This is a genomic window from Raoultella sp. T31 (assembly GCF_002806725.1).
GTDB classification, from domain to species: domain Bacteria; phylum Pseudomonadota; class Gammaproteobacteria; order Enterobacterales; family Enterobacteriaceae; genus Klebsiella; species Klebsiella electrica.
Genome location: NZ_PIBO01000007.1, coordinates 36,939 through 56,550, shown reverse-complemented (window position 1 = coordinate 56,550; position 19,612 = coordinate 36,939). Strand labels below are relative to the sequence as shown.

The window sequence follows — 19,612 nt, the reverse complement described above, 5'->3', positions numbered from 1 at the left end:
AACTACGCCCGTCGGCGACGACGGACGCAGGGGCAGCATTACTTCTCAATACCTAATTTCTGGCAGGCCGCGGTGTATTCACCGGTACACACCTGAGCGTAGGTCTGGATCTTTTTATCGAAAATTTCCGCTTTGATATTTTTGGCGGTGATGACCGCCGGGGTAAACAGCTGAGAAGGCGTGTTGTACAGCGTGGTGCTCGCCTGCGGTTTCTTACCCTGCATGAGTTCCACGGCCACTTTCGCCGCCGCGGCGGCAACGATTTCTGACGGTTTGGAGATGGTGTTGTACTGGTCGCCAGCGATGATGAGCTGCAGCGCGGCAATCGTCGCATCGTTACCGGTGACCGGCGGAACCGGCTGTACGCCGGCGGCTTTAAAGGCGGCAATGGCGCCGCCGCCGGTGCCGTCATTGGCCGCGACGACGCCTTTAATTTTGTCCCCGAAGCGGGTTATTTGCCCGGCGGCCCACTCCTGCGCTTTTGGCGGCGCCCATTCCGGCGTATCAAACTCCGCCAGCGTTTTATACCCCGACTCTTTCAGGCCGCGATGGATACCGTCGCGAATCAACCCGGCGGCGGCATCGGTCGGCGAGCCGTTAATTTGCAGAACGCCGGCATCTTTCGCCACGCCGCTCGCTTTTAGATGGTCGACCAACGATTTAGCAATCGCATAGCCGATGCCTTCGTTATCAAACGAGACGTAAAAATCGGCAGGCTTGCCGGGGATCGGGCGATCGTAAGCGATCACTTTAACATCCTGAGCCTGGGCATTTTCGACCAGCGCCGCCGCCGCGGAGGAGTCCACCGGATCGAGGACGATAATTTTCGCCCCCTGGGCAATGACCGAATTGAACTGCTGCTGTTGCAGCGTCGCGCTGGCGTTAGCGTTTTGATAAATGACCTTACACTCTGCACACAGTTTGCTCATTTCCGCTTTGAAACCGGGGAAATCATGCTGCTCATAACGCGTGGAGGCCTGGTCGGGCATGAGAAATGCCACGGTAGCGGATTCGGCGGCTTGCGCCGAGGCGGCGATACCACCGGATATGGTGGCGAGTGCGATAAAAATATTACGGTAATTCATTATATTACCCTCTTTTTTATATGCTTGAGCCCGCCGGCCGGAGCCGACGTCATAAAGACTTTTTTAATAAGAGTTACTAATAATTCACATGTAGGATACTTCGGTTTTACATTTGCTCAACCGATGAAGCAGGATTACCACCGCGCTAAAACGGAGTCAAGAAATGGAAAAAAGTCGATGTGGATTTGTGATTGGCTGCAAAGAATTGCATAAAAAACGATCGGGAAATTTGACCGGTTCGCGGACAAAAAACGGACGGAGAAGTGGGGGAGCAAAGAACAACCACGGGCGGTCGAGGACCGCCCGTAGGGATTACTCTTCGCTGAGAAACAGTTCCAGCAGCGAGTTTAAAAACAGCTTGCCGTGCTCGGTTATCTGCCAGTTGTGCTCATCTTCCGCCAGGTAGCCCTGGGCGATGGCGGCATCAATTTGCGGCCGGATCACGCATTCTTCCAGACCGGTATAGCGGCTGAATTCACTGCGTGGCGCCGCTTCCAGCAGACGGAAGCGGTTCATAAAGAACTCGAAGGGTTTGTCGGCGGCTGCCACGTCATGCTGGCGCTCGAGGTAACGACCTTCCATGTAGCCCCGCGGATGGCGCGTTTTTGCCGTACGCAGAATGCGCCCGTCCGGGAAGGTGATTTTCCCGTGCGCGCCGCAGCCGATACCAAGGTAGTCGCCAAAACGCCAGTAGTTGAGGTTGTGCTGGCACTGGTAGCCCGGCTTCGCGTAGGCCGAGGTCTCATACTGCTGATAACCTGCCGCCGTCAGCAGACGATGTCCCTGCTCAAAGATATCCCACAGGGCGTCGTCATCCGGCAGCACCGGCGGACGGGAGCCAAACAGGGTATTCGGCTCAATGGTCAGCTGATACCAGGAGAGATGCGGCGGATTCAGCTCGATGGCCTGACGTAGATCGTCCAGCGCCTCTTCCAGCGACTGGTCCGGCAGGCCGTGCATCAGGTCGAGATTGAAGCTGCGCAGCCCGAGACCACAGGCCAGTTGCGCCGCCCGTTTCGCCTCTGCGGGGCCGTGAATGCGGCCCAGGCGTTGTAGTTTCGGTTCGCTAAAGCTTTGCACGCCGATGGAGATGCGGTTGACGCCCGCCCGCTGGTACTCCACGAAGCGATCGGCCTCCACGGTGCCTGGGTTGGCCTCCATGGTGATCTCCGCACCCGCGGCCAGCGGCAGGCAGTCGCGCACGCCGTCGAGCAGGGTTTGCATCGCCGGCCCGGAGAGCAGGCTCGGCGTTCCTCCGCCGATAAAAATCGTGCCGATCTCACGTCCCTGGGCGTAGGCGGCATCGGCCCGCAGGTCGGTCAGCAGATGCTGCACATAATCGTCGTGCGGCACCTCGCCTTTTAGCGCATGCGAGTTAAAGTCGCAGTACGGGCATTTCTGCACGCACCAGGGAATATGAATATACAGGCTCAGAGGCGGCAAATTAGCCATTACGTAATGCTTCCAGTAACAGTTTTAACGCGCGTCCGCGATGGGAAATCGCGCTTTTTTCTTCACGGCTCAGCTCCGCCGCGGTCTTGCCCTCGGACGGAACAAAGAAAATCGGATCGTAGCCGAAACCACCGTTGCCCGCCGCCTGACGGGTAATGACCCCGGGCCAGCTGCCGTGACAAACAACCGGCGTCGGGTCGGCAGCATGGCGCAGATAGACCAGCACGCAGTGGAACTGCGCCTGACGCTGGTCGTCCGGGACCTCCTTCAGGGCATCGAGCAGCTTTTCCAGGTTCTGCTGGTCGCTGGCGTCTTCCCCGGAGTAGCGAGCAGAATAGATCCCCGGCGCGCCGCCCAGCGCATCTACCGCAATCCCGGAGTCGTCGGCAATTGCCGGTAAACCGGTTATCTGCGCGGCATGACGGGCTTTCAGAATTGCATTTTCGATAAAGGTCAGTCCGGTTTCCTCGGCGGAATCCACGCCCAGATCGGTTTGCGCAACGATATCCAGTCCAAAATCTTCCAGCAGCGAGGCCAGCTCGCGAACTTTCCCGGCGTTACCGGTGGCGAGAACAACTTTTTGCATCATTAATCCTGTCTATTTTGTCAGTGCCGCGACCGCAGTCGGGATCTGTTGCGGGTTGATGATTTTTATCTGTTTGTGGCGGCCAAGCTCCCCTTTTTCAAGCAGAATCTGGCTTTTCGCGACACGAAACTGTTTGGCGAGGAATTTAACCAGGTGGGCATTCGCCTGGCCATCTACGGGGGGAGCGGTAATGGCGACTTTTAGTTCGTCGCCATGTAAACCAACGATGCTGTCACGGCTGGCCTTGGGCTGAATATACAGCCGCAACACCAGCCCGTCGGCGCAGGCTTCGACGGCACTCATAGCGCCATCCACAGCCCCGGAAGCAGGACGTTACCCGTCGCCTGCAGCAGTTCGGCGATACCCATATTGACCACATACAGCAGCAGCACCAGCACCATCGGCGAGAAGTCGATACCCCCCATCGACGGCAGCATTTTGCGGATCGGGCGCAGCAGCGGATCGGCCAACTGCATCAGAACAAACTCCACCGGACTACGACCCTGGCTTACCCAGCTCATGATAGCCATCAGCAGCAGCACCCAGAATATCAGCAGGCCGACGGTCTTTATCAGAATCAGCAGCGCGGAGATCCAGATAATCGGCTGGAAGGTGACCACCATAAACAGCACGATGGCTTTCACGACGCAGAGAATAAAGGCGACCAGCAGCGAGGAGCTGTCGATGGGGCCCATGGCCGGGATAATGCGTCGCAGCGGCCCCACGACAGGCTGGGTGACCTTAACGATAAACTGCGAAAACGGGTTGTAAAAATCGCAGCGTGCCCACTGCATCCAGACGCGTAGCAACATGATCATCGTGTAGAGTTCAATGACCGTTGCCAGCAGGAAAGTCAACGTCTTCATGGCGTTCCTCAGATTCCTTAATTTTTGCTGTAGTCGCGCGCACCGAAAATTGCGGTACCGATGCGCACCATCGTGCTTCCCGCCGCGATTGCGGCTTCCATATCATCCGACATGCCCAAAGACAACGTATCGACCGTAGGGTATTGCGTTTTCAAGCGCGCAAATGCTACCGCCATTTGTTGGGCCACGGCAAACTGCCTTACATATTCTGACTCAGGCGCCGGAATAGCCATTAACCCGCGTAGCTGCAGGTTGGGCAGAGCGGCAATCTCCGCTGCCAGCGCATCCAGCGCTGACAGCGGAAGGCCCGACTTGCTCTGTTCGTCACTAATGTTTATTTGAATCAAGACATTAAGCGGCGGAAGATGCGAAGGGCGCTGCTCGCTAAGCCGCATGGCGATTTTCAGACGATCGACGGTGTGGCACCAGTCAAAATGTTCCGCCACCAGACGACTTTTGTTGGACTGCAGCGGCCCGATAAAGTGCCACTGCAGCGAACAGGTGCCCGCTTCCTGGAAGTAGCGGATTTTTTCCACCCCTTCCTGGACGTAGTTTTCGCCAAAAGCCACCTGGCCTGCGGCTATCGCTTCTTCAATCGCACTCGCAGGCTTAGTTTTACTCACTGCAAGCAACGTAATTTCTTCTGGAGCGCGGCCGCAGCGTGCGGCAGCGTTTGAGATTTTGTCCCGGACCTGTGCCAGGTTATGCGCAATATCGTTCATATTCCGAGGATGTGTTATGGAGCTGGAAGAAATCGTGGCCCTTAGTGTAAAGCATAATGTCTCCGATCTACACCTGTGCAATACCTCGGCAGCGCGCTGGCGTCGGCAGGGAAAGCTTGAGCCAGCGCCATTTCACACGCCGGATATCGTGAAATGGCTTGATACGTGGCTCAATGAGCATCAGCGCGCGCACTGGCTGGCCAACGGACAGGTCGATTTTGCCTTAGCTCCCGTCGGCGTACCGCGCCTTCGTGCCAACGCATTTTCTCACGCTCAGGGGATTTCGTTAGCGCTGCGCCTGTTGCCGGAAAACTGCCCCCGGATTGAGGCGCTGCATGTGCCCGCGGCGCTGACGGAACTGCTGAATGAAGAAAGCGGTTTGATTCTGGTGACCGGTGCCACCGGCAGCGGTAAGTCGACCACGCTGGCGGCGATGGTCAATCATCTCAACCAGCAGCGTGAAGGGCATATTCTGACCCTTGAAGATCCGGTGGAGTTTGTCCATCACAGCGAGCGATGTCTGATTCAGCAGCGTGAAATCGGGCGCGACTGCCCCTCTTTTTCCTCGGCGCTGCGGGCGGCGCTGCGCCAGGATCCCGATGTGATTCTGCTGGGTGAGCTGCGCGACAGCGAAACGATCCGCCTGGCGCTGACCGCTGCCGAGACCGGACATCTGGTGATGGCCACGCTGCATACCCGAGGTGCGGCGCAGGCGATTGAGCGTCTGGTGGATGTCTTCCCCGCGCAGGAAAAAGAGCCCATACGTAGCCAGCTAGCGGGAAGTTTATGTGCGGTGCTGGCACAAAAATTACTGCCGACAGCGTCAGGGGGAAGAGTTGCGCTATACGAGCTTTTGCTGAATACCCTGGCGGTAGCGAATTTGATCCGCGAAGGGAAAACCCATCAACTGCCGGGGGTAATGCAAACCGGGCAACAAGCTGGCATGCTGACTTTTACGCAAAGTTTTCAACAGCGTGTGGCAGCGGGCCTGTTATAAGCGCTGTTTTAATATTCAGTTGTCATGCCAGTGCGTTGTTATCGTAATGTTTTATGAATGTTTGCGGTTATTAGGGATGAATATCACATACGACTAAATGACTACGTCAAATTAATGACCCCCATGAAATGGTAGTTGATATTTTTCTCGCAAAATAAAGAAAAAAATAAGATTATCTTTTGACACTTTTCATATGTTCGACTTATGCTGTTTGTGGAGATAGGACGTTTCCTATGAAATATTGTTTTAAAATGTAAATTTATTAATTTTTTGTAATTTTAAGTTTAATTCATTTAACCACTATGATGGTGGGTATTTGCTAAGGAGAGTTTTAAGTGATTAATTTTTCAGGTGATTCATTCAATTCTTGTCAGATTGTTTTTATTACTCATCCGTCAATTCAGAGTAAGGCGTTTGCCACTTACCTGACCGATACTTTGTCGGTTATGGTGACGCTTCATAATATTAACAAACCGCTAACTCAACGGTTGCCGAAAGAATCAGTAATATTATTTGATATTGCTGTATCGAATAAAAAGCTCAATGGGCTGTGGCGAGATCTTATTCGGTCTTATGCGGAAAATCCGCGACTGCTGATTATCAATAGCGCACAAAAATATGAGCTTTATGAAATGACGCAGTGGCCTGCGCTGTACGGCGTTTTCCGCCATGACGATGATGAATCGCGTTTAATTGAGGGCGTTAAGGCCGTACTTAATGGCGAACAGACGGCTGAATTGAGCGTGATGCACCCGGCGATGTATGCCGTGGATCAGACATCGCTGCCGACGGAGAGGTCGCCGCTGACCGAGCGTGAATGTGAAATTCTCAATGAATTACGCTGCGGCGCAACCAATATGGATATTGCTCGTGCGCTGTTTATCAGTGAAAACACGGTACGCACGCATCTGTACAATGTTTTCCGTAAGCTGAGCGTAAAAAACCGCACCCAGGCCGTCAGCTGGGCGAATGAACATTTGCGTCACTAGGCATTAAGGCAGGCGAAAGTGCGATGGCGCCACTTTGCAGAAGCGGGCGCCATCATCATGGCGAGCGGGATCAGAAGCCCTGTTCGAAGTAGCTTTCCAGGATTATCACCGCAGAGGCTGAATCTATACTGCCTTTGTTCAGGGCGCGGAATCCGCCGTGCTCAAACAGCCCGGCGCGGGCTTCTACCGTGCTCAAGCGCTCGTCGTGCAGCGTGATTTTCACCCCAAAGCGGCCGTGAATTTTATTGGCGAAGTTACGTGCGCGCGCGGTGAGCGGCTGCTCAGTGCCGTCCATATTCAGCGGCAGGCCGACGATGACCGCCTCTGGTTGCCACTCTTTAAGCAGCTTTTCGATAACGTTCCAGTCCGGTTTACCGTCCTGCGCTTTCAGCGCGGGAAGAGGGCGTGCGGTACCGGTAATGCGTTGGCCGACCGCAACGCCGATGCTTTTGGTGCCGAAATCAAAACCTAATAATGTTCCGCTCATTATGCGTGCCCCGCTATGCCGGGCATCGTCACAATATCAATACCGATCAGTTTCGCCGCCTCGCGCCAACGCTCGGCAATAGGCGTTTTAAACAAAATATTCTGATCCGCCGGGGCCGTCAGCCAGGCGTTATCAAGGATTTCCTGTTCCAGCTGACCCTTTTCCCAGGAGGAATAACCCAGCGCAACCAGGACGTTAGCCGGTTGCTTGTCCGTACCGAGCGTTTCCAGTACGTCGCGGGAAGTGGTGATCACCGTGTTATCGGAGATGCGAATGCTGGAGGAAAAATCAGAAGGCGGTGAGTGCAGAATAAAACCGCGATCTTCCGCCAGCGGCCCGCCGAGCATCACCGGCTTATCCAGACGAATCTCCGGATTGCGCGGTTCAGCGACAATGTTTAACTTTTCCAGAATTCCGTCAATCTGCAAGTTTTCCAGCGGCTTATTGATGATAATGCCCATGGCGCCATCGTCGTTGTATTCGCAGATATAGACCACGGAGCGGCGGAATATCGGATCCTGAAGAGCAGGCATGGCAATCAGAAAGTGATGCTGTAAATTCATTGTCAGAGGTTCTGTTCCTGGTTCAAAAAGCAGCACCCAGTATGCGGGTAAAGCAAGGACCTGTCGATTCAACTTTATCTTTCAGGCTACAGGGGCGTTGATTTCCTCGCTCAACCCGGTCACATAGTGGACTATGCTCCCGGGTGCTCGCTGCGTCATCGCCTGCCTGTAGCCTGAAATCTTTCGTTGAATCTCGCGGCGTATCTTTCAGGCGACAGGGGCGTTGATTTCCTCGCTCAACCTGGTCACATAGTGGACTATGTTCCCGGGTGCTCTCTGCGGCTGCCGCCCGATGTCATTTATTTATTGAGGCGCTTCTCGATAGCGTCCATCAGCATTCCGGTGATGGAGATCGGGAACGCCGCTTCAATTTCGCGTACGCAGGTTGGGCTGGTGACATTAATTTCCGTCAGACGATCGCCGATGATATCCAGACCGACGAAGATCAGCCCTTTGGTTTTCAGCGTCGGCCCGACGCGGCGCGCAATGGCCCAGTCGCTATCGCTCAGCGGACGCGCTTCGCCGCGGCCGCCGGCCGCAAGATTTCCACGGGTTTCCCCGCCTTGCGGGATACGCGCCAGGCAATAAGGCACCGGCTCGCCGTCGACAACCAGCACGCGCTTATCGCCATCTTTAATGGCCGGCAGGTAGTTCTGCGCCATGCAGTAACGGCTGCCCAGCTCGGTCAGCGTTTCCGCAATCACCGGCAGGTTCGGATCGCCCTCTTTTACGCGGAAAATAGAGGCGCCGCCCATACCGTCCAGCGGTTTGAGAATAATGTCGCCGTGTTTTTCCCAGAAGGCTTTCAGCTGGGCTTTATTGCGGGTCACCAGCGTTTCCGGCGTCAGATCGGCAAACCAGGCAGTAAACAGCTTTTCGTTACAGTCGCGCAGGCTCTGCGGTTTGTTGACGATCAGCGTGCCTTTATCTTCGGCACGTTCAAGAATGTAGGTCGCGTAAATAAACTCGGTATCAAACGGCGGATCCTTACGCATCAGAATGACGTCGAGATCCGCCAGCGGCAGATCCTGCTCGCCGGTAAACTCGTACCACTTATCGTAATTCTGCTCCACGCTCAGCTTACGCGTACGGGCGCGGGCTTCGCCGTTGATTAAGTACAGGTCGTTCATCTCCATATAATGGAGTTCATAGCCGCGACGCTGGGCTTCCAGCAACATAGCGAAGCTGGTGTCTTTCTTGATGTTGATGGTTGCGATGGGGTCCATCACGATGCCGAGCTTGATCATTGTTATTCTCCGTTAACGCTTCAACCTAAGTCGCCAAAACGCACCTGCAGGGCGGTAATGGCAGTGAGCGCAGTTGTCTCTGTACGCAGAACGCGCGGTCCCAACAGAATATCAGTAAACTGGTAGCGAGCGGTCATCGCTATCTCTTCCGCTGACAGGCCGCCTTCCGGGCCAATCAGCAAACGAACGCGTTCAACCGGCAATGGCAGCGTGTTGATACTGGCGCTGGCGCGCGGGTGTAGATTGAGCTTCAGACCATTATCCGCTTCAGCGCACCAGGCCTCCAGCTGCATCGCCGGGCGAATCTCCGGCACCACGTTGCGGCCGCTCTGCTCGCAGGCGGCGATGGCGATTTTCTGCCACTGCTGGATCTTTTTCTGCAAACGTTCGGCGTCCAGTTTAACGCCGCAGCGCTCGGAAAACAGTGGCGTTATGAGGCTTACACCGAGTTCAATCGATTTCTGGATGGTGAATTCCATCTTTTCGCCGCGCGACATCACCTGGCCCAGGTGAATATGCAGAGGGGATTCGCGATCGTCTGTTTCGCTGCCGATCACGTCAACTAACACGTTTTTTTTGCCGGCTTCGGCGATCACGGCCTCGAAAACCTGATTACTGCCGTCAAAAAGCTGGATGGCCTGGCCTTTGCCCATACGCAATACGCGGCCAACGTGATTGGCGGCATCGTCAGAGAGGGCGATTTGACTGCCTACGGTAACAGGTTCCGGGTGGTGGATGCGAGGGATGCGCATGCTGGGTATTCCGTTCTTCGCGCAGGCGCCGCTTTTCCATTTCGCGGGAACGCGGCACCTGCAAATTAACAATTGCCGCTAGTGTAGGTTAGCTCTTTTGCGCCTGGCAAGCTCGCTGGACGTACGGATTGTGGTTGCCCTGTACTTTAGCGATGCGCTCGTCGCGTTCGCACTCCCAGGAGGTGACCGGATACAACTTATCCCAGGCGGTAAAAAGCTGGGTTTGCTGGCGGGAGAGGGTCAGCTGATAAGTATCGCGCATATAGAAGTAGGTACGGGCGATAGCACCGCGGGCGCGGGCGGGCGGCTCGGCAACCTTATCCTTAAAATCGACCTTCATGGCGCACTGGCCGTACTGGCCTTCTCCGCCGTTCCACTGACCATACATAAAGTTGGCGCGGTCACCGTTAACTTCGCCTACGGCTGGCTGCAGGTTGTGCATATCGCTTTCCATCTGGCGATAGACCGGGTCTTTGGCGCAGTTTTTCCGCCCGCCGTCCTGCCAGCACTGGCGCTGGTGGCCAAACTGCCAGGCCGGAACGACGTGCTCCCACTCGACCCGACTGGCGCGGTTTTCATTTTTACGCACTTTATAACCGCAAGATTCCAGATCGATAACGCCTTTTTTCCCCTGCCAGTCGATTTTACAGCCGCAGTAGAAATCGCCGGGGGCATCGGCATTGACCTTTACCCCGGCGGCTTTCGCCTGGGCAAAACTGGTGATTCCTTCGGCCGCGACCTGGCCGCTACAGGCGGCAGTCAGAAACGCCGCGGCAAACACATAAATACGGGACATCGTGAACTCCGTGTCAAAACGAGCCCGCAACGTAGCGAATGCGATTGTCAGATGCAATCAGTCAGATCAGAAAATTTCCAGTTGTAGCCGATATTTACTCTTCGGCGACCAGCAGATCGCCGCAGCGAACGCAGCGGTAAGTCGCTTCACCCCGAACGACGCGGTTGTGGCGACGGACGGTGAGCTGATGCTGCTGGCACTGGCAGCGGTAGGGGAAGGTGTTCCGGCGAACGGAGTCGAGTTCGAAACGATGGGTGCGACGGGCGGCGACACCGAGCACGCTCTCCATCATCCATTTCCACTCTGTGCCGTGCGGCGCCACGCGGCCGAAGTGTTTCCAGACCAGCAGATGCGCCAGTTCATGCGGGACGACTTCATCGATAAAGGCCTGCTGGTTTTCCAGCAGCAGCACCGGGTTGAGGCGAATTTCGTTCTTTTCCAGCCAGGCGGTACCGGCGGAGGTGCCGCGCTGCTGGTAAACCAGGCTCGGTTCCGGGTATTGACGGCCAAGCCTGAGGTTGGCCTGGGCGAGCTTTTCCCGCAGGCTGCGCATAACGGCCTGCTGAATGGCGATGGGAATTCGGGGCGTTTTCATAGCGCCAGAGGATAGTGCGCCGTGACGGGGAGAGCAAGAGGCAGACGCTTCCTCCCACCAGGGGAGGAAGCGTTAACGGTCAGTCGCGAGCGCCGATTTCGCGCAGCGGGCGGCCTTTCATCAGGTTACGTTCGATGTGTTCCAGCGAAACGTTTTTGGTTTCCGGGATAAGCCACAGCGTCAGCAGAATGAACAGGACGTTCAGACCGCCGTAGACCCAGAAGGTGTTCGCGCTGCCCAGCGAGTTAAGCATGGTCAGGAAGGTGGCGCCGACTATCATATTGGCGATCCAGTTGGTGGCCGTAGAGCAGGTGATGCCGAAATCGCGGCCTTTCAGCGGCTGAATTTCAGAACACAGCACCCAGATCAGCGGGCCAGCGCTCATGGCGAAGCCAACGATAAACATCAGCAGCATCAGTACGGCGAAGTACTGGGCGGTGGCTGAGTGAATACCCATGTGCATCATGGCGCCCAGCACGCCCATACCGGCGGCCATGACGATAAAGCCGAGGATCAGCGTTGGTTTACGCCCCCAGCGGTCAACCAGCCCGATAGCGATGAAGGTCGCCAGCACGTTGGTCAGACCGACGATGACGGTCCCCCACATCTGTTCGGTGGTATTGGCATAACCCGCCAGTTCAAAAATCTTCGGCGCGTAATACATGATGACGTTCATCCCGGTGAACTGTTGCATCACCTGCAGCAGGATGCCGAGGAACACGGCGCGGCGGAAGTTGCTGTTTTCTTTAAACAGCTCCCAGCCAGACTGCTTGATCTTCAGGCTTTCACGAATTTCATCCAGCTCGCGTTTGGCTTCAGCGCTGGTGTCGCGCAGGCGCAGCAGGACGCGTTCGGCGTCGACAAAGCGGCGCTTGGCGGCAAACCAGCGCGGGCTGTCCGGCAGGAAGATAACGCCAATCAGCAGCAGAATTGCCGGGATGATAATCACCCCCAGCATCCAGCGCCATGCGCCGCTGTAGCTGAAGGCGGTGTCCGACAGATAGGCGCCGAGGATCCCGATGGTGATCATCAGCTGATACATTGAAATCATGCTGCCGCGGATTTTTTCGGGCGCAATCTCCGACAGGTACAGCGGCGCGGTGTACGACGCGACGCCAACGGCCAGGCCGAGCAGCACGCGGGAGACGAGCAGCACTTCAACGTTCGGGGCGGCAGCGGAGAACAGCGAACCGGCGACGAACAGGATCGCGCCGATCATCAGGCTCTTTTTCCGCCCGAGACGGAAGGAGAGCCAGCCGCTTCCGACGGCACCGACGGCGGCGCCGAACATCATGGAGCTCACCACCCATTCCTGAGTATGAGCGCTTATCTGGAACTCGTTGGCAATAAAGGGTAAGGCACCCGCAATAACACCGATATCAAGGCCGAAAAGCAGGCCCGCCAGCGCGGCGAGGAAACAGACAAAGAACGTCATCGTTTTGTTCGAGCGCCCTTGTTTTTTGTTGTCAGGCATAACGCCCTCCGGTTGAGTTATTGATTCTGTCGATGCTTAGGGTAGGAGAGTCTATCGCAAAAAAACGTGATAGCAATCACGGCTGTGTAATCGGTTACACTAAGGTAAAGAAACGTAATTTATTAAAATACATTAATTTCAAATAGATAAATTATTATAGCTGTACCTGAAAAAAGAGCTACTCAGACAACCCTGAAACATCATGCAATATGATGAAAAATTGTTTCAATAATCCGTAATCTTAGTTGTTTTTTGGCTACAGTTCTTATGTAATCGCTTTCATTTCAGGGGGCAGAAAAGGGATGCACGCCGCGACAATGTGGGATGGCGGAGAGGACGGAAGGGGAAAATAAAAAGGCCAGCACGAGGCTGGCCCTGGCAGGAAAAAACGTCGGGATTATTTCAGGCCGGCAGCTTCACGCAGCAGAGCGGCTTTGTCGGTTTTTTCCCACGGGAAATGTTCACGACCGAAGTGACCGTATGCTGCGGTCTCTTTGTAGATCGGGTGCAGCAGATCGAGCATCTGGATCAGGCCGTAAGGACGCAGGTCGAAGAATTCACGCACCAGCAGAGTCAGCTGCTCGGACGGCACTTTTTCGGTACCGAACGTTTCCACCATAATGGAGGTCGGTTCCGCTACGCCGATAGCGTAGGAGACCTGAATCTCACAACGGTCGGCCAGGCCCGCCGCCACGATGTTTTTCGCCACATAGCGTGCGGCATAGGCTGCAGAACGGTCAACTTTAGACGGATCTTTACCGGAGAACGCGCCGCCGCCGTGACGAGCCATGCCGCCGTAGGTATCGACGATGATTTTACGACCGGTCAGACCGCAGTCACCCATCGGGCCGCCGATAACAAAACGACCGGTCGGGTTGATGAAGAATTTGGTCGCGCTGTTCAGCCATTCGGTCGGCAGAACCGGCTTGATTATCTCTTCCATCACCGCTTCCTGCAGGGATTTCTGATCGATGTCTTCCGCGTGCTGAGTAGACAGAACCACGGCATCGATACCGACGATTTTGCCGTCGTCGTACTGGAAGGTTACCTGGCTTTTCGCGTCCGGGCGCAGCCATGGCAGGGTGCCGTTTTTGCGCACTTCAGCCTGACGCTGCACCAGACGGTGGGCATAGGTGACTGGCGCTGGCATCAGAACGTCGGTTTCGTTGGTGGCATAGCCAAACATCAGGCCCTGGTCGCCCGCGCCTTGCTCCAGCGGATCGGCGCGATCAACGCCCTGATTGATATCCGGGGATTGTTTACCAATCGCGCTCAGAACGGCGCAGGAGTTGGCGTCAAAGCCCATATCGGAATGCACGTAGCCAATTTCACGAACCGTGTTACGGGTAATCTCTTCGATATCAACCCATGCGCTGGTGGTGATTTCACCGCCGACCAGCACCATGCCAGTTTTGACATAAGTTTCACACGCGACACGCGCTTTCGGATCCTGTTCGAGGATCGCATCCAGCACGGCATCGGAGATTTGGTCAGCAATTTTGTCTGGATGCCCTTCTGATACAGACTCGGACGTAAAGAGGTGTTTTGCCATGTTTTGTTTTACCTGTTAAGTATTTGTGTAGCTCATACTGTTGTGTGGATTTACTTTGATAGATGATTCTACCAAAGCTTTCAGGTAGTGACACGAGCAGTCTGAGTGTTAATCAGTATAGACGGATTAACTTCTGGATGGCTATTCTAGGTCGAATCTTAATCCCATTTCCAGCCTTTTTTGATGCAGGTCGCATTGTTGAAAAATAGAGGGTGGCAATTTTTCCTGCCATTCGCGGCAACTCGCCCATTTTTATTTTGCATTTTAGCCGGCTTATCGGTATAAAACGCCGCGCGCGGCTCATTAAAAAAAAGCGCACGAAGCCCATCTCGTGTCGCCACTTCCAGCCGGGTTAAGCAGTCTGTTTTTACAGAAATCCGCAGCGGTGTTTAGCGCCTTACTGCGGTATGTCTAGCTTTGGCTTGTCGCTGGCCCGTTTCGGGGCAGTGTGGAGGTGATATCAGATAATGAACCCACGTTTTTCATCCGACTCGTCGCGTCGTTCCGTCGCGCGTCGCTATCCCGCAATCTGCATCTCTTTCATGCAAATCAGCCGATGTTCTACCCGTCTCGGCGCTTCTCAGGATTCCAGAGCCGGCAGGCTATCTGAAAACTGAACAAGGGCGCTCTTGCTGTCGCAAGGGTTTTCTCGTGGTTTCTCCGGACTGTCATACTAAGTTCGGGTATGTGTTTTACTATGATATGAATAAGAAACCGGTCGCGCAGTCGCAAAGCCAGCACTATCTGCTGGGGTTTAGCACTGTTCATGGGTTGTTATCGCGTCTTCGGACTGCGATAGTAGTCAATATTACAATTTGAGGTTCGCTATGTCTGACGACATGTCTTCAGTTTCGCCTTCGTCAGCAGGCGAACACGGTGTACTACGTTCCATGCAGGAGGTTGCGATGAGCTCCCAGGAAGCCAGCAAAATGCTACGTACTTACAATATTGCCTGGTGGGGTAATAACTACTACGACGTTAACGAACTGGGCCATATCAGCGTTTGCCCGGATCCTGACGTCCCGGAAGCGCGCGTTGACCTTGCAGAGTTGGTGAAAGCACGCGAAGCGCAGGGGCAGCGCCTGCCGGCACTGTTCTGCTTCCCGCAGATCCTGCAACATCGCCTGCGCTCGATTAACGCCGCGTTTAAACGTGCGCGTGAGTCCTATGGCTACAACGGCGATTATTTCCTGGTCTATCCGATCAAGGTTAATCAGCATCGCCGCGTGATTGAGTCGTTGATCCATTCCGGTGAACCGCTGGGTCTGGAAGCCGGCTCCAAGGCGGAGCTGATGGCGGTACTGGCGCATGCCGGTATGACCCGCAGCGTGATCGTCTGTAACGGCTATAAAGACCGCGAGTATATCCGTCTGGCGCTGGTCGGCGAAAAGATGGGCCACAAGGTCTATCTGGTCATCGAGAAAATGTCGGAAATCGCGATTGTGCTGGAAGAAGCCGAGCGCCTGAATGTCGTTCCGCGCCTGGGCGTGCGTGCGCGTCTGGCCTCACAGGGTTCCGGTAAATGGCAGTCTTCCGGCGGTGAAAAATCGAAGTTCGGCCTCGCGGCAACCCAGGTTCTGCAGCTGGTTGAGATTCTGCGTGCGGCGGGGCACCTGGACAGCCTGCAACTGCTGCATTTCCACCTCGGCTCGCAGATGGCCAATATTCGTGATATCGCCACCGGCGTGCGCGAATCGGCGCGTTTCTACGTCGAGCTGCATAAACTGGGCGTCAATATTCAGTGCTTTGACGTCGGCGGCGGTCTGGGCGTGGACTACGAAGGGACGCGCTCGCAGTCTGACTGTTCGGTGAACTACGGCCTGAACGAATACGCCAACAACATTATCTGGGCGATTGGCGATGCTTGTGAAGAGAATGGCCTGCCGCATCCGACGGTGATTACCGAGTCGGGTCGCGCGGTCACCGCGCATCACACCGTGCTGGTCTCCAACATCATCGGCGTTGAGCGCAACGAATACACCGAAGCGACCCCGCCTGCGCAAGACGCGGCGCGTCCGCTGCAAAGTATGTGGGAAACCTGGCAGGAGATGCACGAGACCGGCAACCGCCGCTCGTTGCGCGAATGGCTGCACGACAGCCAGATGGACCTGCATGATATCCATATCGGCTACTCGTCAGGTACCTTCAATCTTCAGGAGCGCGCCTGGGCGGAACAGCTGTATCTGAACATGTGCCATGAAGTCCAGAAGCAGCTCGATCCGAGCAACCGCGCGCATCGTCCGATTATCGACGAACTGCAGGAACGAATGGCGGATAAGATTTACGTCAACTTCTCGCTGTTCCAGTCGATGCCGGATGCATGGGGTATCGATCAGCTGTTCCCGGTGATGCCGCTGGAAGGGTTGAACATGGTGCCTGAACGCCGCGCGGTGCTGCTGGATATCACCTGCGACTCCGATGGCGCGATTGACCATTACGTGGATGGCGACGGGATTGCCACCACCATGCCGATGCCGGAATACGATCCTGAAAACCCGCCGATGCTGGGCTTCTTTATGGTTGGCGCCTATCAGGAGATCCTCGGCAACATGCACAACCTGTTCGGCGATACCGAAGCGGTGGACGTATTCGTCTTCCCTGACGGCAGCGTGGAGGTTGAGCTTTCCGACGAAGGGGATACCGTGGCGGATATGCTGCAATATGTGCAGCTCGATCCGAACACGCTGTTGACCCAGTTCCGCGATCAGGTGAAAAACTCCGGTCTCGACGACGCGCTGCAACAGCAGTTCCTCGAAGAGTTTGAAGCGGGGCTGTACGGATATACTTATCTGGAAGACGAGTAACCGTTGTTGCCCGGTGGCGCTGCGCTTATCGGGCCTACGAATGTAGGCCGGATAAGGCGAAGTCGCCATCCGGCAGAATGCTATACTCACTTGAACCCGTATGAATTAACGGCGATAATTCGCTCCAATAAGCAATTTACGAATCAATCCCTTCCTCGTCGGGCCTAACGACGCGGAGGGGATTTTTTTTCATCTGTTTTTAATGTATCGACTGTAAAAGAGGTCAGGACATGAGCACTTTAGGTCATCAATACGATAATTCCCTGGTATCTAACGCGTTTGGTTTTCTGCGTCTGCCGTTGAACTTCCAGCCGTACGACAGCGATGCGGACTGGGTGATTACCGGCGTACCTTTTGATATGGCGACCTCCGGGCGCGCGGGTGGCCGTCATGGCCCGGCGGCGATTCGTCAGGTCTCCACCAACCTCGCGTGGGAACATAATCGCTTCCCGTGGAACTTCGATATGCGCGAGCGTCTGAACGTGGTTGACTGCGGCGACCTGGTTTACGCCTTCGGTGATGCGCGCGAAATGAGCGAAAAACTGCAGGCGCATGCGGAAAGACTGCTGGCGGCCGGGAAGCGTATGCTCTCCTTCGGCGGCGACCACTTTGTGACCCTGCCGCTGCTGCGCGCTCATGCGAAGCACTTTGGCAAAATGGCGCTGGTGCACTTCGATGCCCATACCGACACCTACGCCAACGGCTGCGAATTTGACCACGGCACCATGTTCTTTACCGCGCCGAATGAAGGCCTGATCGATCCGAACCACTCTGTGCAGATCGGTATTCGTACTGAGTTCGACAAAGATAACGGTTTTACCGTACTGGATGCCTGCCAGGTGAACGATCGTTCCGTGGATGACATCATCGCTCAGGTGAAACAGATCGTTGGCGATATGCCGGTGTACCTGACTTTCGATATCGATGCGCTGGATCCGGCGTTTGCGCCGGGGACCGGTACGCCGGTGATCGGCGGGCTGACCTCCGATCGCGCGATTAAGCTGGTACGCGGTCTGAAGGATCTGAACATCGTCGGTATGGACGTGGTTGAAGTGGCTCCGTCTTACGATCAGTCCGAGATCACCGCGCTGGCGGCGGCGACCCTGGCACTGGAAATGCTCTACATCCAGGCGGCGAAAAAAGGCGAATAAACCTTACACGCTCACTGCTGCTGCGCGACGCATGCGCAGCAGCAGCATTCCTCCGGCCAGCAGCGTTATCACCTGCGAGGCCGCCAGTACAGAAAATCCTGAACTCACCGATCCCGCCGATTTCATCACCACTCCCATCAGCAGCGGAATAAATGCCGCACAGATGTTACCCACGCCGTTAATTATGCCGTAGGCGCTGCCCACCGCCTGGCGCGGCGCATGATGCTGTACCACCGCCGGTATCGCCGCGCCCTGCAATCCCCAGAAGATATTGGCCGACAGCATAAACAGCGCCAGCAGGGCCGGCTGCTGGCTGAGCATCAGCGCCAGAACCGAACCGGCGGTCAGCAATCCGCCGACAATAAACAGCAGCGGCGCCTGTTCCGGGCGCAGTTTATCGAGCAGCACGCCGCCGAGAAATTTCGATCCGAGGCTGAGCAGGAAAGGGATCGCGGCCAGCCAACCGGTGGCCTGCAGCGAGAAGTGGTGCTCATCACGTAGCCAGGCTGGCAGCCAGGCGCTGCTGCCCCACAGATAGCTGAGAGTGGCAATCTCAACCAGCAGGATCCAGCCGAGCAGCGGCGTATGCCAGGCCAGCAGAAAAGTCTGGCGCAAGCCGGGACGAGCGCTGTTCAGCGGGGCTGTCGGCGCCGGTAAGAAGCGCCAGATCGCTCCGCCGCCGAGGACCAGGTTGAGTCCTGCCAGGCTGTAAAACGAACCCATCCACCCCTGGTGTTCGACTAAAAAAGTGACCAGCGGAAAACCCACCGCCAGCCCCAAAGAGACCCCCAGGGCGGTGACGGCATTCGGCTTGCCTATCTCTTCGGCGGAGAAGTTATCGCTGATAAAGCGCGTCTTAAGGGAAAACAGCGGACCTTCCGCGATCCCGAGGATAATCCGCGCCACCAGTATCCCCATCAGCGAGCCCAGCAGCGGCGAGATGGCGCAGACTAGCGCCCATATCGCCACGCTGCTTAACAATCCCTGGCGGTAATGCAACTGACTTTCGATAACGGGGGTTAATAATAATGCCGAAAATCCATAACCCAGAAGAAAGCAGGTCATCAGCATTCCCTGTAACATTCTGTTTTCATTTAAATGAAAGTGGGCGGCGAAATCGGGGTTAAGAATCATTACTGAAATATTTACCCGATCTACGTAAGAAATAATTATAAGTAACAATAGTGCGATTGTTCCCTGCCATTTTGCGCTCATTGTTATTCTTCTTCCTCGCTCATTGATGGATCGTTTTTGTTATTTTTAAATCACAGTGATAATCACGGATGTAAAATGGTTCATCAGTGAAACTCATTGTTTTGCATTTATAATTTTAATTTTTGTTTCACAGGTGAAACTTAATGATGCACCGCTTTTATCATTTTTAATGATCATTGAGAAAGAAAGTCAATAGCTATTTTCGGGGTTTTCAGTGAGCGGATAATTTAATTCCACGTCACTCTTTAAATATCACAATTTCATATTGCCATTTTTTTT

At 55.3% G+C, this 19,612-nt stretch carries 20 protein-coding genes; 5 read left to right on the top strand and 15 right to left on the bottom strand.

Annotated features, from left to right (window positions below):
• Positions 1-38: 38 nt before the first annotated feature.
• The 6 genes from CWM52_RS06955 to CWM52_RS06930 form a co-directional block, all read right to left on the bottom strand.
• A complete protein-coding gene (locus tag CWM52_RS06955) occupies positions 39-1,085 on the bottom strand; it encodes a sugar ABC transporter substrate-binding protein (RefSeq protein ID WP_100683438.1) in 1,047 nt (348 codons plus the stop codon).
• 312 nt (positions 1,086-1,397) lie between these two features.
• On the bottom strand, positions 1,398-2,537 hold the full coding sequence (gene hemW / locus CWM52_RS06950; protein WP_100683437.1) for a radical SAM family heme chaperone HemW: 1,140 nt from the start codon (positions 2,535-2,537) through the stop codon (positions 1,398-1,400).
• Positions 2,530-3,123, bottom strand: coding sequence for an XTP/dITP diphosphatase (locus CWM52_RS06945; RefSeq protein WP_100683436.1), 594 nt, complete (start codon positions 3,121-3,123; stop codon positions 2,530-2,532). Before CWM52_RS06945 ends, hemW begins: the two co-directional genes overlap by 8 nt.
• A 12-nt stretch (positions 3,124-3,135) precedes the next feature.
• Entirely contained in the window at positions 3,136-3,426 is a 291-nt protein-coding gene (gene yggU / locus CWM52_RS06940; RefSeq protein ID WP_100683435.1) for a DUF167 family protein YggU, read from the bottom strand.
• A complete protein-coding gene (locus tag CWM52_RS06935) occupies positions 3,423-3,989 on the bottom strand; it encodes a YggT family protein (protein WP_100683434.1) in 567 nt (188 codons plus the stop codon). The genes yggU and CWM52_RS06935 overlap by 4 nt, the downstream gene beginning before the upstream one ends.
• A 17-nt stretch (positions 3,990-4,006) precedes the next feature.
• Positions 4,007-4,711, bottom strand: a complete 705-nt coding sequence (locus CWM52_RS06930) for a YggS family pyridoxal phosphate-dependent enzyme (protein WP_100683433.1) — start codon at positions 4,709-4,711, stop codon at positions 4,007-4,009.
• A gap of 16 nt (positions 4,712-4,727) precedes the next feature.
• Between CWM52_RS06930 and CWM52_RS06925 the strand changes: the two genes are divergently transcribed.
• Complete coding sequence (locus CWM52_RS06925; RefSeq protein WP_100683432.1) at positions 4,728-5,708, top strand: type IV pilus twitching motility protein PilT; 981 nt, start codon at positions 4,728-4,730, stop codon at positions 5,706-5,708.
• 335 nt (positions 5,709-6,043) lie between these two features.
• Positions 6,044-6,697, top strand: coding sequence for a LuxR C-terminal-related transcriptional regulator (locus CWM52_RS06920; protein WP_100683431.1), 654 nt, complete (start codon positions 6,044-6,046; stop codon positions 6,695-6,697).
• Positions 6,698-6,767: 70 nt separating this feature from the next.
• On the opposite strand, the gene ruvX is transcribed toward CWM52_RS06920, so the two are convergent.
• From ruvX to metK, 8 genes are all read right to left on the bottom strand, one after another.
• The gene (gene ruvX, locus CWM52_RS06915) at positions 6,768-7,184 is read right to left on the bottom strand and encodes a Holliday junction resolvase RuvX (RefSeq protein ID WP_004867490.1); all 417 of its coding nucleotides are present in this window, start codon (positions 7,182-7,184) and stop codon (positions 6,768-6,770) included.
• Positions 7,184-7,747, bottom strand: a complete 564-nt coding sequence (locus tag CWM52_RS06910) for a YqgE/AlgH family protein (protein ID WP_100683430.1) — start codon at positions 7,745-7,747, stop codon at positions 7,184-7,186. Before CWM52_RS06910 ends, ruvX begins: the two co-directional genes overlap by 1 nt.
• Before the next feature lie 299 nt (positions 7,748-8,046).
• Positions 8,047-8,994: a glutathione synthase gene (gshB, locus tag CWM52_RS06905; RefSeq protein WP_100683429.1), complete on the bottom strand. Its 948-nt coding sequence runs from the start codon at positions 8,992-8,994 to the stop codon at positions 8,047-8,049.
• A gap of 20 nt (positions 8,995-9,014) precedes the next feature.
• Complete coding sequence (rsmE, locus tag CWM52_RS06900; protein WP_100683428.1) at positions 9,015-9,746, bottom strand: 16S rRNA (uracil(1498)-N(3))-methyltransferase; 732 nt, start codon at positions 9,744-9,746, stop codon at positions 9,015-9,017.
• Positions 9,747-9,834: 88 nt separating this feature from the next.
• A complete protein-coding gene (gene endA, locus CWM52_RS06895; RefSeq protein ID WP_100683427.1) occupies positions 9,835-10,542 on the bottom strand; it encodes a deoxyribonuclease I in 708 nt (235 codons plus the stop codon).
• Positions 10,543-10,636: 94 nt separating this feature from the next.
• Positions 10,637-11,137 carry a SprT family zinc-dependent metalloprotease gene (locus CWM52_RS06890; RefSeq protein ID WP_100683426.1) on the bottom strand — a complete coding sequence of 167 codons (501 nt, stop codon included), beginning with the start codon at positions 11,135-11,137 and terminating at the stop codon, positions 10,637-10,639.
• 79 nt (positions 11,138-11,216) lie between these two features.
• Positions 11,217-12,611, bottom strand: a complete 1,395-nt coding sequence (locus tag CWM52_RS06885; protein WP_100683425.1) for a sugar porter family MFS transporter — start codon at positions 12,609-12,611, stop codon at positions 11,217-11,219.
• A gap of 397 nt (positions 12,612-13,008) precedes the next feature.
• Positions 13,009-14,163, bottom strand: coding sequence for a methionine adenosyltransferase (metK, locus tag CWM52_RS06880; RefSeq protein ID WP_100683424.1), 1,155 nt, complete (start codon positions 14,161-14,163; stop codon positions 13,009-13,011).
• 702 nt (positions 14,164-14,865) lie between these two features.
• Between metK and yqgB the strand changes: the two genes are divergently transcribed.
• From yqgB to speB, 3 genes are all read left to right on the top strand, one after another.
• Positions 14,866-14,982 (top strand): acid stress response protein YqgB, encoded by a 117-nt coding sequence (yqgB, locus tag CWM52_RS26005; protein WP_117433773.1) that lies wholly within the window; start codon positions 14,866-14,868, stop codon positions 14,980-14,982.
• A gap of 8 nt (positions 14,983-14,990) precedes the next feature.
• Complete coding sequence (gene speA, locus CWM52_RS06870) at positions 14,991-16,967, top strand: biosynthetic arginine decarboxylase (RefSeq protein WP_100683423.1); 1,977 nt, start codon at positions 14,991-14,993, stop codon at positions 16,965-16,967.
• A 230-nt stretch (positions 16,968-17,197) separates the two neighbouring features.
• Entirely contained in the window at positions 17,198-18,118 is a 921-nt protein-coding gene (gene speB / locus CWM52_RS06865) for an agmatinase (protein ID WP_100683422.1), read from the top strand.
• 3 nt (positions 18,119-18,121) lie between these two features.
• Here speB and CWM52_RS06860 read toward each other — a convergent pair whose 3' ends face one another.
• Positions 18,122-19,333 carry an MFS transporter gene (locus CWM52_RS06860; protein WP_100683421.1) on the bottom strand — a complete coding sequence of 404 codons (1,212 nt, stop codon included), beginning with the start codon at positions 19,331-19,333 and terminating at the stop codon, positions 18,122-18,124.
• Positions 19,334-19,612 lie beyond the last annotated feature (279 nt).

What these genes read in the sequence shown, in the direction of transcription:
- speB (WP_100683422.1), top strand. Translation starts at nt 17,198, where the DNA reads ATGAGCACTTTAGGTCATCAATACGATAATTCCCTGGTATCTAACGCG.
- CWM52_RS06935 (WP_100683434.1), bottom strand. Translation starts at nt 3,989, where the DNA reads ATGAAGACGTTGACTTTCCTGCTGGCAACGGTCATTGAACTCTACACG.
- CWM52_RS06945 (WP_100683436.1), bottom strand. Translation starts at nt 3,123, where the DNA reads ATGCAAAAAGTTGTTCTCGCCACCGGTAACGCCGGGAAAGTTCGCGAG.
- CWM52_RS06860 (WP_100683421.1), bottom strand. Translation starts at nt 19,333, where the DNA reads ATGAGCGCAAAATGGCAGGGAACAATCGCACTATTGTTACTTATAATT.
- yggU (WP_100683435.1), bottom strand. Translation starts at nt 3,426, where the DNA reads ATGAGTGCCGTCGAAGCCTGCGCCGACGGGCTGGTGTTGCGGCTGTAT.
- gshB (WP_100683429.1), bottom strand. Translation starts at nt 8,994, where the DNA reads ATGATCAAGCTCGGCATCGTGATGGACCCCATCGCAACCATCAACATC.
- CWM52_RS06925 (WP_100683432.1), top strand. Translation starts at nt 4,728, where the DNA reads ATGGAGCTGGAAGAAATCGTGGCCCTTAGTGTAAAGCATAATGTCTCC.
- metK (WP_100683424.1), bottom strand. Translation starts at nt 14,163, where the DNA reads ATGGCAAAACACCTCTTTACGTCCGAGTCTGTATCAGAAGGGCATCCA.
- ruvX (WP_004867490.1), bottom strand. Translation starts at nt 7,184, where the DNA reads ATGAGCGGAACATTATTAGGTTTTGATTTCGGCACCAAAAGCATCGGC.
- endA (WP_100683427.1), bottom strand. Translation starts at nt 10,542, where the DNA reads ATGTCCCGTATTTATGTGTTTGCCGCGGCGTTTCTGACTGCCGCCTGT.
- CWM52_RS06930 (WP_100683433.1), bottom strand. Translation starts at nt 4,711, where the DNA reads ATGAACGATATTGCGCATAACCTGGCACAGGTCCGGGACAAAATCTCA.
- CWM52_RS06885 (WP_100683425.1), bottom strand. Translation starts at nt 12,611, where the DNA reads ATGCCTGACAACAAAAAACAAGGGCGCTCGAACAAAACGATGACGTTC.
- speA (WP_100683423.1), top strand. Translation starts at nt 14,991, where the DNA reads ATGTCTGACGACATGTCTTCAGTTTCGCCTTCGTCAGCAGGCGAACAC.
- CWM52_RS06910 (WP_100683430.1), bottom strand. Translation starts at nt 7,747, where the DNA reads ATGAATTTACAGCATCACTTTCTGATTGCCATGCCTGCTCTTCAGGAT.
- CWM52_RS06890 (WP_100683426.1), bottom strand. Translation starts at nt 11,137, where the DNA reads ATGAAAACGCCCCGAATTCCCATCGCCATTCAGCAGGCCGTTATGCGC.
- yqgB (WP_117433773.1), top strand. Translation starts at nt 14,866, where the DNA reads ATGAATAAGAAACCGGTCGCGCAGTCGCAAAGCCAGCACTATCTGCTG.
- rsmE (WP_100683428.1), bottom strand. Translation starts at nt 9,746, where the DNA reads ATGCGCATCCCTCGCATCCACCACCCGGAACCTGTTACCGTAGGCAGT.
- hemW (WP_100683437.1), bottom strand. Translation starts at nt 2,537, where the DNA reads ATGGCTAATTTGCCGCCTCTGAGCCTGTATATTCATATTCCCTGGTGC.
- CWM52_RS06955 (WP_100683438.1), bottom strand. Translation starts at nt 1,085, where the DNA reads ATGAATTACCGTAATATTTTTATCGCACTCGCCACCATATCCGGTGGT.